This window comes from Roseateles sp. FW305-36, assembly GCF_058787015.1.
Genome location: NZ_JBYSZK010000019.1, coordinates 15164 through 31125 on the forward strand (window position 1 = coordinate 15164; position 15962 = coordinate 31125).

13 protein-coding genes are annotated in these 15962 nt (G+C 67.8%); 12 read left to right on the top strand and 1 reads right to left on the bottom strand.

Translation table 11 applies throughout. The features are described 5' to 3' along the window. Positions 1-26: 26 nt before the first annotated feature. From AC3WOE_RS26515 to AC3WOE_RS26565, 11 genes are read left to right on the top strand one after another with little or no spacing between them, the layout of a single operon-like run. A complete protein-coding gene (locus AC3WOE_RS26515; RefSeq protein ID WP_492694833.1) occupies positions 27-935 on the top strand; it encodes a glucosamine kinase nucleotide-binding domain-containing protein in 909 nt (302 codons plus the stop codon). Further along, the gene (locus AC3WOE_RS26520; RefSeq protein WP_119046610.1) at positions 932-1660 is read left to right on the top strand and encodes a GntR family transcriptional regulator; all 729 of its coding nucleotides are present in this window, start codon (positions 932-934) and stop codon (positions 1658-1660) included. Before AC3WOE_RS26515 ends, AC3WOE_RS26520 begins: the two co-directional genes overlap by 4 nt. Then, the gene (gene nagA, locus AC3WOE_RS26525; protein WP_492694836.1) at positions 1660-2784 is read left to right on the top strand and encodes an N-acetylglucosamine-6-phosphate deacetylase; all 1125 of its coding nucleotides are present in this window, start codon (positions 1660-1662) and stop codon (positions 2782-2784) included. The genes AC3WOE_RS26520 and nagA overlap by 1 nt, the downstream gene beginning before the upstream one ends. Further along, positions 2765-3787, top strand: a complete 1023-nt coding sequence (locus AC3WOE_RS26530; protein ID WP_492694838.1) for an SIS domain-containing protein — start codon at positions 2765-2767, stop codon at positions 3785-3787. Before nagA ends, AC3WOE_RS26530 begins: the two co-directional genes overlap by 20 nt. Before the next feature lie 2 nt (positions 3788-3789). Further along, on the top strand, positions 3790-5262 hold the full coding sequence (nagZ, locus tag AC3WOE_RS26535) for a beta-N-acetylhexosaminidase (RefSeq protein WP_492694840.1): 1473 nt from the start codon (positions 3790-3792) through the stop codon (positions 5260-5262). After that, positions 5262-6536: an MFS transporter gene (locus AC3WOE_RS26540; RefSeq protein ID WP_492694842.1), complete on the top strand. Its 1275-nt coding sequence runs from the start codon at positions 5262-5264 to the stop codon at positions 6534-6536. The genes nagZ and AC3WOE_RS26540 overlap by 1 nt, the downstream gene beginning before the upstream one ends. Next, positions 6533-7378, top strand: a complete 846-nt coding sequence (locus AC3WOE_RS26545) for a glycoside hydrolase family 16 protein (RefSeq protein ID WP_492694844.1) — start codon at positions 6533-6535, stop codon at positions 7376-7378. The genes AC3WOE_RS26540 and AC3WOE_RS26545 overlap by 4 nt, the downstream gene beginning before the upstream one ends. Continuing rightward, positions 7375-8508 (top strand): glycoside hydrolase family 18 protein, encoded by a 1134-nt coding sequence (locus tag AC3WOE_RS26550; RefSeq protein WP_492694846.1) that lies wholly within the window; start codon positions 7375-7377, stop codon positions 8506-8508. The genes AC3WOE_RS26545 and AC3WOE_RS26550 overlap by 4 nt, the downstream gene beginning before the upstream one ends. After that, complete coding sequence (locus tag AC3WOE_RS26555) at positions 8505-9569, top strand: acyltransferase family protein (RefSeq protein ID WP_492694848.1); 1065 nt, start codon at positions 8505-8507, stop codon at positions 9567-9569. Before AC3WOE_RS26550 ends, AC3WOE_RS26555 begins: the two co-directional genes overlap by 4 nt. A gap of 2 nt (positions 9570-9571) precedes the next feature. After that, positions 9572-11092 (top strand): tryptophan halogenase family protein, encoded by a 1521-nt coding sequence (locus AC3WOE_RS26560; RefSeq protein ID WP_492694850.1) that lies wholly within the window; start codon positions 9572-9574, stop codon positions 11090-11092. Beyond that, positions 11089-11796, top strand: coding sequence for a DUF6445 family protein (locus tag AC3WOE_RS26565; RefSeq protein ID WP_492694852.1), 708 nt, complete (start codon positions 11089-11091; stop codon positions 11794-11796). The genes AC3WOE_RS26560 and AC3WOE_RS26565 overlap by 4 nt, the downstream gene beginning before the upstream one ends. A 106-nt stretch (positions 11797-11902) precedes the next feature. Here the strand turns inward: AC3WOE_RS26565 and AC3WOE_RS26570 are convergent, their stop codons facing one another. Continuing rightward, positions 11903-14542 (bottom strand): TonB-dependent receptor, encoded by a 2640-nt coding sequence (locus AC3WOE_RS26570; RefSeq protein ID WP_492694854.1) that lies wholly within the window; start codon positions 14540-14542, stop codon positions 11903-11905. Positions 14543-15007: 465 nt separating this feature from the next. Between AC3WOE_RS26570 and AC3WOE_RS26575 the strand changes: the two genes are divergently transcribed. After that, complete coding sequence (locus tag AC3WOE_RS26575) at positions 15008-15958, top strand: cupin-like domain-containing protein (protein ID WP_492694856.1); 951 nt, start codon at positions 15008-15010, stop codon at positions 15956-15958. The last annotated feature ends 4 nt before the right edge of the window (positions 15959-15962 follow it).

The window sequence follows — 15962 nt, forward strand, 5'->3', positions numbered from 1 at the left end:
GTGGTATCGACTGAATCCCGTCGACCATGCCGCCTGCTCTCGATCCCTCCCTGCTGACTTCCCGCGACTCCGGTCGACCCGCGCGCTGGTGGGTCGGCATTGATGGGGGCGGGACCAGCACGCGCGCCGTCGTCGCGGATGCCGAGGGCCGCATCGTCGGACGTGGTGAGGCCGGTGCTTCGGCCCTCAACCAGGGCACCGAGCAGGCCTGGAAGCATATTGGAGAGGCCATCAGCCGTGCTGACGTCCCCGGTTTGGCCTTGCGGGATTGCGCTATCGGCATGGGCCTGTCGGGTACCGGCGTGCCGGCGCAATTGCGCGACTTCGTGGCCGCTGCTCCTGACGTTGCGCGCTTCTCCGTCGTGACCGACGGACTCGTCGCTCTGTTGGGGGCCCACGGCGGCCAACCCGGCGCGCTGTTGATCTCCGGCACCGGTTCGGTCGCCGAGGCCTTGATGCCCGACGGCGGCCGCCGCATGGTGGGCGGCTGGGGCTGGCAGATCGGTGACGAGGGCAGCGGCGCCTGGCTGGGCCAGCAGGCCATGAAGCTGGCGCAGGCGGCCTACGACAGTCGTGTTCCCGCGGGCCCGCTGGTGCAGGCCGTGTGGCGACAGACCGGCGCGACGCGCGAGGACATGCTGGGCTTCTGCGCGCAGGCGGGGCAGGGCGGCTATGCCAGCCTGGCACGCCTCGTCTTCGATCAGGATGAAAACGATCCGGCAGCCGGCGCGCTGCTGGCCGAAGCCGCGCGGGCGCTGGATGCCCTGGCGGCGGCCCTTCATCCCACCCTGCCGCTGGCCCTGGCCGGCAGCATCGCGCTGCGCCTCGCGCCGCGCCTCAGCCCGGCCTTGCAGTCTCGCCGTGTCGAACCCCAGGGCGAGCCGGTGGCCGGCGCACTCTGGCTGATTCAACAACAAGAAACGAACCACGCATGAGCGCAGTCTTTGATTTCAAGCCCGACCCGAATGCGGCGTCGCCCCTGTACATGCAGCTGGCACAGAGCCTGGCCATGGCCATCCGCGACGGCGTCTTCCACGCCGACGAGGCCCTGCCCAGCGAACGCGTGCTGGCCGAGCAGCTGGAGCTGTCGCGCGTCACCGCGCGCAAGGCCATCGACCGTCTCGTCGAGCAGGGGCTCATCATCCGCAAGCGCGGCTCGGGCAACTACATCGCGCCCAAGCTGGAGCAGCCGCTGACCCGCCTGACCAGCTTCTCGGAAGAGCTGCATCAGCGTGGCTTCGTGCCCAGCTCGCGCTGGCTGCTGCGCGGCTTCACGCCGGCGGCGCCCGACGAGCAGCTGTCGCTGGAGCTGAAGAGCGGCGAGCGCGTGGCGCGCCTGGAGCGCCTGCGCCTGGCCGACTCGGTCGTCATGGCCTACGAGGTCTCGGTGCTGCCGCAGACCGTGCTGCCCGACCCGCAAAAGGTCGAGGCTTCGCTTTACACCCACCTCGGCGACCGCGCCCCGGTACGCGCCCTGCAGCACATCCGCGCGCTGAACGCGGACGCCAAGCTCGCCGGTCTGCTGGAGGTGCCGTTAGGTGCCGCCGTCCTCTTCATCACGCGGGTTGGCTATCTGTCCTCGGGCCAGGCGGTCGAGCTGACGCATTCCTATTGCCGCAGCGACTACTACGACTTCGTCGCCGAAATGAGGCGGGACTGATGCGGCTTGAAGGCGACATCGTCACGCCCCTGGGCGTGATCCACGGCCACCTGGACATTGAGCACGGTCGCATCGCGGCCGTCAGCGGCACCCCCGTCGACGTCTCGCGCGCCGGCGAGGGCGGCCGGCCCATCCTGCTGCCCGGCTTCGTTGACACCCATGTGCATGGCGGCGGTGGCCGCGACACCATGGAGGGCGGCGACGCCATCGCGACGATCGCGCGTCGTCATGCGCGCCACGGCACCACGGCCTTTTTGGCCACGACGATGACGGCACCGGTCGGCGAAATCGAGGCCGCGCTGAAGGCCCTCGGCCCCGTCTGCCGCGAGCGCAGCCGCCAGTCGGCGCGCGTGCTGGGCGTGCATCTCGAAGGCCCCTACATCAGCCCCGACAAGCTCGGTGCCCAACCCGCCCACGCCATCCCGGCCACACTGGAAGAAGTGCAGCGGCTGAACGAGTTCGCGCCCATCAAGGTGCTGACCATCGCACCCGAGATGACCGGCCACCTGGCCCTCATCGGCCCGCTGCGCGATGCCGGCATCCGCGTGCAGATCGGCCACAGCTCCGGTGGCTATGACGACGGCGTGGCCGCCATCCAGGCCGGCGCGGCCGGCTTCACCCATCTCTTCAACGCCATGACGGGTCTGCACCACCGCGAGCCCGGCATGGTCGGCGCGGCCCTCGCCCATGGCGAACATGCCGAGCTGATTCCCGACCTCATGCATGTGCACCCCGGCGCCATCCGCGTCGCGCTGCGCAGCATTCCGGGCCTGTTCTGCGTGACCGACTCGACCGCCGCCGCCGGCATGCCCGATGGCGAATACCGCCTCGGCGAATACACGGTGCAGAAGTGCCTGGGCGGTGTGCGCCTGGCCGACGGCACGCTGGCCGGCAGCGCCCTGACCATGGACCAGGCCCTGCGCAATCTCGTGCAGGTGCTGGGTCTGGACCTGCTGGATGCGTCGCGTCGCGTGTCGACCGCCGCGGCCGAATACCTGGGCCTGGCCGACCGCGGGCGTCTCGCCGCCGGCGCCTGGGCCGACGTGGTCGTCATGGATGAAGCGCTGAACCTGCAGCGCGTGTTTGTTGAAGGTGAAGAGATCGATGTCGTCGCTGATGCTTGAAGAGGCGCTGAGTGCGCCGGACGTGGTGGCCCGCCAACTGGCCGCAGACCCGCTGAGCTATGCCCGCCTGGGCCAGGCCCTGCAGGAGCAGCCGCCCAGCAGTGTGCTGACCATCGCTCGCGGTAGCAGCGACCATGCCGCCCACTATCTGGCCTATCTGGTCATGGCGCGGCTGGGCCGGTTGGTCACTTCGCTGCCGATGTCGCTGATCACGCTCTACCAGAGCCGCATCCACTGCCAGGGCCTGCTGTCCCTGGCCTTCTCGCAGTCGGGCCAGAGCCCCGACCTGATCGCACCGACGAAGTTCTTCCGTGAAGGCGGTGCCCGCACCGTGGCCTTCGTCAACGCCAGCAGCTCGCCGCTCGCCGCGGCGGCCGAGCATGTGTTCGAGCTGCACGCGGGTCCCGAGAAGAGCGTGGCCGCGACCAAGAGCTATATCGCCCAGCTGGTGGCTGGTGCTCGCGTCGTGGCCGCCTGGCAGCAGGACGACGCGCTGCGCGCCGCGCTGAACGTGCTGCCCATCGCGCTGGAGCAGGCATCCAAGCTCGACTGGAGCGCCGCGCTGCCGGTGCTGCAGAACGAGGAACGCCTCTTCGTGCTCGGCCGCGGCACGGGCCTGGCTGTCGCGATGGAAGCGGCGCTCAAGCTGAAGGAAACCTGCGGCATCCAGGCCGAGGCCTTCTCGGGCGCCGAGGTCAAGCATGGCCCGATGGCGCTCGTGCGCGACGGCTACCCGCTGCTGATCTTCGCGCCGCGCGGCCCGGCCCAGGCCGGCCTGCTGGCCATCGCCGAGGAAATGCGCAGCCGCGGTGGCCGTGTGCTGCTGGCCGCCCCCATCGGCACGCCGGGCGCCGAGCTGCCGCTGGTCACGACGGGCAACGAGGACCTGGACCCCATCGCCCTCGTGCAGAGCTTCTATCCCATGGTCGAAGCCCTGGCGCGTGCGCGCGGCTTCGACCCGGACGTCCCGCCCAACCTCGCCAAAGTCACGAAGACGCATTGATCATGAGCACCTTTGATCCCGGCCGTCTCGTGATGGTCGACATTCCCGGCCCCTCGCTCGACGCCGACACGGCCGCCTTCCTGCGCGAGCAGAAGATCCGCTCGGTCTGCCTGTTCCGCAAGAACATCGGCAGCGAGGTCGAAGTGAAAACGCTGATGCGCGACCTCATCGAGGTGCTGGGACCCGAGGCGTTGATCGGCATCGACCAGGAGGGTGGCGCCGTCGTCCGCGTGACCTTCCTGCCGCAGCCGCCTTCGGCCATGGCCCTGGGGGCCAGCGGCGACGCGGACCGTGCCGAGGCGGTGGGTGCCGCGGTGGCGCGCGGCCTGAAGTCGCTGGGCATCAACTGGAACTTCGCGCCGGTGCTGGACGTCAACAACAACCCGGCCAACCCCGTCATCGGCGAGCGCAGCTTCTCCAACGACCCGGTCGAGGTCAGCCGCCTGGCCGCCGCCTGGATGCGCGGCTCGCTGAAGGAAGGCGTGGCCTGCTGCGTCAAGCACTTCCCCGGCCATGGCGACACCCATGTCGACTCCCACCACGCCCTGCCCACCGTCGACAAGACGCGCGCCGAGCTGAACGCACTGGAGCTGGCCCCCTTCAAGGCCCTGGCCAGTCAGGCGCCGGCCATGATGACGGCCCACATCGTCTATCCGCAGATCGACCCCGACCGGCCGGCCACGCTGTCGCCGCAGCTGATCGGCGGCATCCTGCGCCAGGACTGGGGCTATGACGGCGTTGTCATCACCGACGCACTGATGATGAAGGCCGTGGCCGAGCGCTTCGGCTATGCCAAGTCCGCCGTCATGGCCATCGAGGCCGGCGCCGACATGGTGCTGGCCCAGGGCTCCAAGGCCGAGCAGCTCGTCGCCATCAATGCGCTGCGCGACGCCTTCGCCAGCGGCCGCTTGACGGCCGGGCAGGGCGAGACGGCCAACCGCCGTCTTGATCGCCTGGCCGCCGCCTACCCGGCCCGTGCCGTGGACGACAGCGCCGCCCGTGCCGCCGACCACGCGCTGATGGCCGAGGCCTGGGCCGCCGGCCTGACCGCCTTGCGCGGCGCCAGGCCGCCCCAGCTCTCCGCCCCGATTCGCGTCATCGTGCAGGGCGATGTGCCCACCGACATGGTGTCGGAAGCCGGCCCCACCGGCCGCCAGGCCGTCGCGCTGTTCGAGTCCTTCACCGATGCCCAGGTGCAGATGGTGGACGACATCGCCCAGCTCGACTGGGCGCGCGTGCCCAAGGATGGCCGCGTCAATGTGCTGGTGTCCACCCGTCGTGCCCGCTACGGGCTGGCGGCTTCGGAGTGGCAGCCCGACCTGCACCTCTCGCTGTGGAACCCCTACCAGGCCCTGGATGTGGCCGGCCCGACGGTGCTGAGCTGGGGCTTCTCGCCCGGCGCGCTGGCGGGGCTCAAGGCCTGGCTGGAAGGCCGTGCTCAAGCCACCGGCCGCGCGCCGCAAGGACTGCAGTGATGGAACCCAAGACGCCCATGAGGTGGATCCCGTCCCTGTACTTCGTGCAGGGCATGCAGTTCTTCGTCGTCATGCTGATCGCCGGGCTGATGTTCAAGAACCTCGGCGTGGCCAATGACCAGATCGCACGCTGGACGGCCGTGCTGGGCCTGGCCTGGGCCTTCAAGCCGCTGTGGAGCCCCTTCCTGGAGCTGGCGCGCAGCAAGAAGCTCATCGTCGTGGCGATGCAGTACGTCGGCGCCGCGGGCCTGGGTTTCATGGCCCTGGCCCTGCATCTGTCGAACTGGTTCGGCGCGGCCATCGTCGTGCTGTTCCTGATCGCCTATGCCTCGGCCACGCATGACATCGCCTGCGACGGCCTCTACATGGCGTCGTTGGACAACAAGCGCCAGGCCACTTATGCCGGCTGGCAGGGCGCCTTCTTCAACGGCGCGCGTTTCTTCATCACCGGCGTCATCCTGAAGCTGGCGGGCTATCTGGAAGGCCAGGTCGGCGTGTTCAACGCCTGGTCCTTCGTCTTCCTGCTGCTGTGCGGCCTGGTGGCCGTGCTGGCGACCTACAACGCCCGCTTCCTGCCCGGCACGCTGAGCACCGAGCACAGCGAGCTGACGGCCTCGGGCGTGGCCGCCATGCTGAAGGAGGTCATCGCCGACTTCTTCAAGAAGCCGGGCATCTGGCGCGCCGTGCTCTTCATCGTCATGTTCCGCCTCGCCGAAGGCCAGGTGCAGACCATCGGCCCGCTCTTCCTGCTCGAGGCCCGCGACAAGGGCGGCCTGGGCCTGACGACCAGCCAGGTGGCCGACGTCTACGGTTGGGTGGGCACTGGGGCCTTCCTCGTCGGCTCGGTGCTGGGCGGCTATCTGACCAGCGCGCTGAGCCTGAAGCGCGCCATGCCCCTGCTCGTCATCGCCATGGGCGTGCCCAACGCGACCTTCTACTACCTGGCCAGCGTGCTGCCCCAGGACATGCTGCACATCGGCGCCGCGGTCGGCGTGGAGATGTTCGGTTATGGCTTCGGCTTCGTCGGCATGATCCTCTACATCATGCAGGCCGTGGCGCCCGGCCGCTTCCAGACGGCCCATTACGCGCTGGGCTCGGGCGTCATGCAGTTGGGCTTCATCTTCGCCAAGTCCATCAGCGGCGATATCCAGGTGGCCGTCGGCTACCAGCACTTCTTCGCCTGGACCATCGCCTGCGGCCTGCCGGCCCTGCTGCTGCTGCTGTGGGTGCCCATGCCGCGAAAGGCCGCGACTGGCGAGGCGGTGCCGGCGTGAAGGCGGTCGCGCTGTTGCTGCTGGCTGCTGTGCCTGCGTTTGCGGCCGGCGGCGAGTTCTTCGACGACTTCTCGCAACCCAGCCTCGATGCGCTGCGCAGCAGCGGCTGGGTGCTGCGTGAAGGCACGGGCCATCCCGGCTTGGCGGGCGCCAGCTTCAAGGCCAGCCAGCTGTCGCTGGACGGCGGTCTGCTCAAGCTGAAGATGTCGACCGACGGCACGCCCGCGAACACCACGCTGGCCCAGCTCTGCGCGCCGCGCAAATTCCTGGTCGGCACGACGACGGCGCGCGTGCGCTTCCGCGATACCGCGGGCTCACGCGATCCCGTCATCCAGAGCTTCTTCCTGGCCGGTCCGCTCAAGCACGATTACGACCCCGACTTCAGCGAGGTCGACTTCGAATACCTGCCGCATGGCGGCTGGGGCGAGAAGGAGACGCGGCTCTACGGCGTCAGCTGGCACACGGTGCGCATCGACCCCTGGGAGTCCTTCAACCAGGCCTCCATCCTGCAGGGCAGCTTCGACGGCTGGCAGCTGCTGACCGTTCAGGTCGAGGCCACCCGCACCCGCCACTACGTCAATGGCCGGCTGATCGGCGAACACACCGGCCGCAACGTGCCGAGCAAGCCGATGGCCATCAGCTTCAACCACTGGTTGTCCGAAGGCGCTGTCGTCGGTGCGCTGCGCGACTACGAGTTCGAAGTCGACTGGGTGCTGCACGAGGCCGGCAAGACGCTGAGCCACAGCGCCATGCAGGCCCGTGTCGCCCAACTGCGCAAACAGGGCGTGTCCCACCGCGACACCGTGCCGGACGCCGGCCTGACCAGCGAATGCAATCTATGAAGAAGCTTCTGATCGCCGCCCTGGTGCTGGCCCTGTCCTCGTCCGGTTTGCTGGCGCAGGCGCAGACGAAACCGGTCGTCGGCACCTACATCCTGGCCGAGCGCGGCGTCGACGTCGTCGAGCAACTGCAGCCGGGGCGCGTCACGCATCTGCTGTACGCCTTCCTGCTGATCTGCGGTGAAGGCCAGCGCGCCAAGGAAGCCGTGGCCTGCACTGGCAAGCCCAACTTCAGCATCGCGCCGCATGACGACCAGGCCACCTTCTCCGCCGCCTTCCAGCGCCTGAAGGCGCGCGATCCCAAGGTGCAGGTGCTGGCTTCCGTGGGCGGCTGGGGCGGCTCGGATCCCTTTTTCCATCTGGCCGCCACGACCGAAGGCCGCAAGGTCTTCGTCAAGCACTCGATCGACTGGCTGCGCGCGCATCCGGTCTTCGACGGCCTGGACATCGACTGGGAGCACCCCGGCAACAACGGCGCGTCCAACGGCGTGCAGCTCGGCAGCAAGTCCGACGGCGAGTATTTCGTGCAACTGCTGCAAGATCTGCGCACGGGCCTGGACGGCCTGGGCAAGGAGACCGGCAAGCATTACGCGTTGACCGTGGCCATCAACACCAGCCGCGAGCAGCTGCATCGCATGCCGATGGGCCGCGCAGCGAAGTCATTGGACCTCGTCTTCATGATGACCTACGACTTCGCGGGCCCGTGGACTCGCAAGGCCGCCAACCACACGGCCCTGCGCAGCGCCAAGCCGAGCGACGACACCAGCCTGGAAGCGGCGGTGCATGACCTCATGGCCCACGGCGTGCCGCCCGCCAAGATGGTGGCCGGCATCGCGATGTACGGCCGCGGCTTCGAGGGCGTGAAGGCCGATGGCAGCTACGCCAAGCCCTGGCCCAACGAAGACGGTTCGGTGCCCTTCAAGGACATCGACTCGCTGACGGGCATGAAGGCCCACTTCGACAAGCGCACCCAGTCCTGGGCCATGGTGGGCGACGGCAAGTTCGTCGGCTATGACGACCCGCGTGCCGTGCGCGCCAAGGTGGCGTTTGCGAAGAAGCAGGGCCTGGCTGGCGTCTTCGCCTGGGAGTTGAGCCAGGACAACGGCGAGATCCTGGGCGCCATGCAGCCATGAGCCGTCGCATCGCGTCGGTCGACGCGCTGCGCGGCCTGGCCGTGGCGGCCATGCTGCTGGTCAACAACCCGGGTGACTGGGGGGCGGTCTATTGGCCGCTGGAGCATGCCGACTGGCATGGCTTCACGCCGACCGACCTGATCTTCCCCTTCTTCCTCTTCATTGTCGGCGTATCCGCGGCGCTGGCCCTCGGCCCGCGGGTGGATGCCGGCGCCGACCCAGTCCCGGCACGTGCCGCGGTGCTTTGGCGCGGCCTGCGCATCTTCGGCCTGGGCCTGGCGCTGCATGCCCTGGCGTGGTGGCTGATGCACAAGCCCGAGTTCCGCGTGCTTGGTGTGTTGCAACGCATCGGCATCTGCTTTGCGGTCGCCGGCGTCGTCGCCCTGCATCTGCGCGCGCGCGGGCAGTGGACGCTGCTGCTCGCCCTGCTGATCGGCTACGGCGGCCTGCTGCTGTTCGGCAGCCCCACGCTCGAGAAGGTGGGCAGCCTGAACCAGCGCATCGACACCGCCGTGCTCGGTCGATTCGCCTACGAATGGGATGCAGCGACCGGCATCGCCTTCGACCCCGAGGGCCTGCTGTCCACACTGGGGGCGCTGGCCACCACCGTCTTCGGCCTGCTTTGCGGCGGCCTGCTGCGGCGCGAGCAGACGCGTGGCCTGCTGCTGACCGGCATCGCGGCGGCCCTGGTGGGCTGGTGGTGGTCGCGCTGGCTGCCCTGGAACAAGCAGCTGTGGACGCCGTCCTTCGTGCTGTGGACCGGCGGCCTGGCCGCGGTGGCACTGGCTGCCGGGCATCAGTGGATCGATCGTATGGGCCATCGCCCCTGGGGCCGGGCCTTCGGACTGAACGCCATCGGTGCCTATGCCGGGGCCTGGATGTGCACGGTGCTGCTGGCCGGCTTCGGCTGGATGGAGCCGCTGTACCGCACGGTATTCGGCCCGCTGGGACCGGCGGTCGGACCCTATGGCCAGTCGCTGGCCTTCGCCATCGCCTTCGTTGCGATCTGGGCCTGCATCGTCTGGGTCCTGGACAAGCGGCGCCTCTACTGGAAGGTCTAGCGATGAAGACGCGACGCATCGCGATCATCGGTGGCGGCACGGCGGGCTGGCTGGCGGCCAACCACCTGGGCTATGAGCTGTGCGCCGATCCCGAGGTCGAGATCACCGTCATCGAATCGGCCGACGTGCCCATCATCGGTGTCGGCGAGGGCACGGTGCCGGCCATCAAGACCTCGCTGCGCAAGTTCGGCATCTCCGAGGCTGACCTCATCGTCGCCTGCGACACCACCTTCAAGAACGGCATCAAGTTCGAGGGCTGGCTGGATGCGGCCACGCATGGCGCCGATCACTTCTACTACCACCCCTTCGCCTCGCCCTTCCCGGAAGGCCTGGACATCACGCCGACCTGGCTGGAGCAGCCGCAGCGCGCCTATTCGGACGTGTCCATCAGCAGCCGCGTCGCCGAGGCGCAGCGCAGCCCCAAGCAGATCTCGTCGCCGCCCTACGTGGGCGACGTCGAGTACGCCTATCACGTCAACGCCCACAAGTTCGCGGTCCTGCTGGCCGAGAACGCGAAGAAGCGCTTCCGTGTGCAATACCTCGTCGCCACGGTCGTCGACGCCGAGCGCGCGGAGGATGGCTCCATCGCCGCGCTGCGCATGGCCTCGGGCGAGGTCCTGCCCTTCGACTTCTATGTCGACTCCAGCGGCTTCGCTTCGCTGCTGACCCAGCGCGTGCTCAAAGTGCCCTTCATCGACAAGTCGCACCAGATCCTGACCGACACGGCCCTGGTGCAGCAGGTGCCGACCGACCCGGCCGACGAGATCCCGCCCTACACGCTGGCCGTCGCCCACGAGGCCGGCTGGATCTGGGACATTCCCGTCACGCACCGCCGCGGCACCGGCTTCGTCTACGCCAGCGCCCACATGAGCGAGAGTCGCGCCATCGAGTGCTATGCGCGCCATCTCGGCGTCAGCCCCGACACGCTGTCGCCGCGCAAGATCCCGATGAAGATCGGCTACCGCCAGCAGTTCTGGTTCCAGAACTGCGTGGCTCTCGGCCTGTCGCAGGGCTTTGTCGAGCCGCTGGAGGCCACCTCCATCCTGGTGACGGACTTCTCCGCCAGCCTGCTGTCGCGCAACTTCCCGCGCATGCGCGATGACGCCCAGGCCCTGCGTCGCGGCTATAACGAGGCCGTGACCTACACCTGGGAGCGTGTCATCGACTTCGTGCAGCTGCACTACCACCTGTCGGACCGCAGCGATTCGGCCTTCTGGCTGGAGAACCGCCACGACGCCCATCTGTCCGACATGCTGCGCGAACGCCTGGGCCGCTGGGCCATCCGCCATCCGCAGAAGAACGACTTCACCAGCCGCTTCGACCTCTTCGACGTCGACAACCATCTCTATGTCCTGTACGGCATGCGCTTCGCGACGCGGCCGTTGCCGATCTCGGATCTGGAGCGGCGCGTGAGCCTGGAGCAATTCGAGCATGTGACTCGCGCGGCCGAACAGGCCATCCGCGGTCTGCCCGGCCACCGCGACTGGCTGATGGGCCTGCGCGCGGCTTACACACGGGCATGAGCGACGCCTTTGCCATCCGCATGCCGCCGGACATCCAGTCCGTGCGGGTTGGCGAGCACCAGATCGTCTTCATCGACAACTTCCTCGAAGACCCGCAGGCCCTGGTCGAGATCGCCAGCCGCAGCAGCTTCGCACCTTACCCCGGCGTGGCCGATCGCAAGGGCTATCCCGGCATCCGCGCCGTCGCGCCGGCCGACTACTCGGCCACCCTCACGGCGCTGATGGAGCCGTTGATCCGCCAGAACTTCGGCGTGCCCGAGGTGCTGGAGCTGCGCAAGGCCGAATGCGCCTTCTCGCTGACGACGATGCCGCCCGGTGAACTCGGCCCCTTGCAGCGCACGCCGCATTTCGATGCCAGCACGCCCCACCACATGGCCGTGCTGCTCTATCTATGCAATGAGGAGCATGGAGGCACGGGCTTCTATCGCCACAAGGCGACGGGCCTGCAGCAGGTGACGGCCGAGAACTGCGAACACTTTCTGGACGTCTACTACGACGAGTTGAACGCCCACCCGCCGGCCCAGCGCTACTTCGACGATTCGGATGCGGGCTTCGAGTTCCTGGGCATGATGCCGGCCCGCTTCAATCGCCTCGTCGTCTACCGCGGCAGCCTGCTGCACTCGGCCGTTGTGAACCCGCAGCTCAGCATCAACGCGGACCCGCGCACGGGACGGTTGACGCTGAATTCCTTCTACGACTTCTAGGCTCGCTGGCTTCGTTGAACGCGCGGCCTGGCCGCGCGTTTTGCTTTGCACCGCTCAAAAAAAGCCCGGCGGATGCCGGGCTGGAAAGGAGACAAAAGGTCGCGGGTCAGAACTTGGCCGTCAGACCGATCTTGTAGGTCGTCTCGCCCGTGAAGGACCAGGCGGGGTAGCCGGCCTTCAGCGGATCCTTGTGCAACGCGTCGGCCGGCAGGCTCGTCGACATGACGCCGTACTGCACGTCGTCCTGCTTGGTCAGGTTCACGGCGTCGAAGCTGAGCTTCAGCCACTTGTTGATGTTCCAGCCGAAGCTCGCGTCCAGCGTGCCGGTGTTGGCGTGCATGCGGTTGCCGTACCAGTAGGCGTTCTCGCGGATGATGTACTTCGAGCGCCAGTTGTAGGCCAGGCGGGCGGAGTAGTCGGCCGTCTCGTAGTAGCCCACCAGGTTCACGTTGTGCTTGGACGACTGGGTGAACAGGCCCAGCTGGTCGGCGAAGCTTTCCTTGGGTGCCGTGCCTTCGGTGAAGGTGTAGTTGGCAACCACGCCCAGGCCGTTGTTGAAGGCATGGTTGGCCTGCAGCTCGATGCCGCGCAGGCGGCCGCCACCGGCGTTGACGAAGTTCTGCACCGTCCAGTTGTCCACGCCCGACTTGGGATCGACCAGGCCGATCTTCTGGTTCTGCAGCACGTTGGCCGTGATGAAGTTCGAGATGTCCTTGTTGAAGAAGGTCGCCGACAGCACATTGCCCTTGCCGTAGTAGTACTCCAGGCTCAGGTCGACTTGGGCTGACTTCATCGGCTTGAGCTCGACACTGCCGACCGTCCAGGTCTCGTTGCCGATGCGGTCGTCGTTGTAGCCGGACACCGTCACGCCGAACATGTTGGCGAAGTTCGGGCGGGTGATGGCTTGCGACGCGGCGGCGCGCAGCACCAGGTCCTTGCGCAGATCGAAGGCCAGGTTGACGCTGGGCAGCACGTCGTTGTACTTGGACTTCTTGACGTCGTAGGTCTTGCCCCAGTTCTCGTTGCCGGCGTAGTCGCCCGCGGCCAGCGGCGTGCCGTCGAACTTGTAGCCGGTGCTCTTCACGTCGGTGGAGATGTAGCGCAGGCCGAAGTTGCCGCGCAGGTTGCCGGCCTCGAAGTCGAACATGCCGTACAGGGCCTGGTTCTTCTCGTTGAGCTCGCTGTAGGCCGAGCGGTCTTCGTTCCAGCCGTTGATGTTCTTCAGCGTGCCGGCCACCATGGCGTCGATGTTGGGGCGCGGGATGGTCCAGCCCTTGGCCAGGTCCACGGTGCCGTCGAACAGGCTGCTCGTGGGCGTGTTGGCAATGGTGGCGGCCCAGACGGGGCGGTAGGCGCGCTTCTCGAAGGTGTGGTCGGCAAAACGCACGCCGGTCTTGAAACTGTTGATGGCGCCCCAGTTCAGGTCGATGGTGGCATCGAACTGGGCGTATTTTTCCTGGTCCTTGTTCGGGCCTTGCGAAGTCGCCCAGGTCTGCGGGCCGAGGGCCGAGGGCATGTTGGCGACGCCGAAGGACTGGTTGCTCGTCGGGTTGACGGCGATCTGGTGGCCGGTGGCGTCGATGGTGCCTTGCCACTTGGGCAGGGCAAAGCCGGCGTCCCAGTTGCCGGTCTGGTAGTTGGCCGTCAACGTGGTGCCGCCCTTGGCCTTGGTGGCGCCGGCGACGAAATCGAACTTGGCGCCGTCAAGCTTGTAGTGGCCGTCGAAGGTGGCGCTGTCCGACGTCATCTGCGCGGCGCGGGCCCAGACCTGGAAGAACTGCGTGTCCAGCGGCTTGGCGGCCGTCGTCGTGCTGTGCACGCACATGCCGGTGGGGTTCCAGGCCGACTTCACGTCGGTGTTGCGCTTGTCGCAATTGGGGTCCTGGAAGATGTAGTCGCTGCTGTTGCTGTTGTCGCCCACGAGCTTGAGCTTGAGCAGGTTCAGGCCGAGGTCCAGGCCCTGGGCCGGCTTGGCCTGCAGCGTCAGATTGACGGCATCTCGCTTGCGGTCCTGCACGAAGGCGGTGGGCGCCACGTCTGCCGACCAGCGGTTGTCGGCCTCGATGCCGCGGCGGATGTAGGCGCCGTCGGAATGAGCCGCGGCGGCCAGCACGCCGAAGGTCTTGGCCTCGTTCTTCCAGCTGTACAGGCCCGAGACTTCCTTCTCGGCATCGCTGATGGTGCCCTTGCCGTACTTGACGCTGACGAAGCCGCTGTTGGCCGGCATGTCCAGGGGCTTGCGGGTCTTGACGATGACGGTGCCGCCGATGCCGCCTTCGGTCAGGTCGGCCTGCTGGGACTTGTAGACCTCCATGCCGCCGATCAGCTCGGAGGGCAGCAGGGAGTAGTTGAAGGAGCGGTCGATGTCGAGCTGGTCGTACCAGCCGGTGGACGCAACGGTCTGGCCGTTCAGCGTCGTGTAGGTCATCTGCGGGTCGGAGCCGCGGATGGAGACCGAGGCGCCCTGACCGAAGGCGCGGCCGACGGACACGCCGGGGATGCGGCCCAGGGCCTGGCCGACGTCGGAGTCGGGCAGCTTGCCCACGTCCTCGGCCGACACGGCGTCGACCACGGCGCTGGCGTTCTTCTTGATCGTGGCGGCGGTCTGCAGCGAGGCGCGGATGCCGGTGACGACCACCTGATCGAGCCGGGCCGGCGCGGCGGCTTCCTGTGCCTGGGCGGCGAACGACATGCTGAGCAATGTCAGGGCGGCGGCTGCCGCGATGGGGGTCGGTTTGACCTTCATTGAACTGATCCTCGTAGTGGCCATTGGTTCGGATGGGCAGGTGGTTGCCTGGGGCCGTGCATACCACCTTGAGTCCGGTTGCCGCCCCTGTTTAGTTCTTCATGCGTGCAACCAGTGCAAGGCCACTATATCGATCGATAACGCCACTTTGCTACCAATTCAATCCAAGTAGTTTCCCGGGTGGCTTATGGAGCGTCCTATGAAAAGAAGCGCATCCGTCTCTCAGGCAGTCTTGGAGCGAAGGCCAACTGGTATCGGACTGGTGCCTGGAATCCTGTTGTTCCTCGGAGACGGATTGACTTGCGTATTCAGGCTGGTTGAGCTGAGCAATTTCGCACTGGTAGTCAAGTGGACTCGTCGGCTTGCAGGGTTTGCCGGAGGCCGTGCCGGGGCGGGGAGCCAGGACAATGGAGGTCCCGAAACCCCATGCCTTGGCCTCCCGATGAGCGGCGACTCTGCAGCGACATGAAGCCGGTTGACACCTGGCCGGCGGCCGACGAGCCGCAACTCAAGGAACACCTGGAGCAGCGCGCCGAGCCCGTGCTTCTGAAGGGGCTGGTTGGCCACTGGGCGGCGGTGCAGGCCGGCCGGGCCGGCGCCCTGGACATCTGCGACTACCTGGGCCGCTTCGACCGCGGCGTCGAGGTGATGGCCACCAAGACGCGTGCCGCGTCCCGCGGCGTCATGGGCTACAACGACAGCCTGACCGACTTCGGCTTCGTCAAGGCGCGCATGGGCCTGGCCGAGTTCATGTCCCACCTGGCCGCCTTCCTGTCGGTGGAGGGCGCGCCGTCCATTGCCGCCCAATGCGCCAAGGTCAGCGACGTCATCCCCGGCTTCCTCGACGAGAACCCGCTGCTGGCTCTGCCGGGCGTCGTTCCCAACTTCTGGCTGGGCAATGCGCTGACGGTGCCCGTGCATCACGACCACCCCTACAACCTCGCCTGCGTGGCGGCCGGGCGCAGGCGCTTCACGCTGTTCGCGCCGCAGCAGGTGGGCAACCTCTACATCGGCCCGCTGGAGCACACGCCGTCCGGCGCGCCCATCTCGGTCGTGCATCCCCAGCCGCCGGATCTCGAGCGCTACCCGCGTTACCGTGAGGCCCTGGCGTCGGCCCTGGTGGCCGAGCTGGAGCCGGGCGACGCCCTCTACATCCCGCCGCTGTGGTTCCATCAGGTGGAGGCGCTGGAGAAGGTCAATCTGCTGATCAACTACTGGTGGCCGGTCGCGGGCAACGCGCAGTTGCCGGCGCCGGCGGCGGCCCTGGTCCAGGCCATCCAGGTGCTGAACGCACTGCCACCCGCGCAGCGCGATGCCTGGGCGGCCATGTTCGAACACTATGTGGTGCAGCGCGAGCAGGAGCCCGCCGGCCATATCCCCGAGGCCTGGCACGGCGTGCTGGCGCGGCGACGCTGAACGG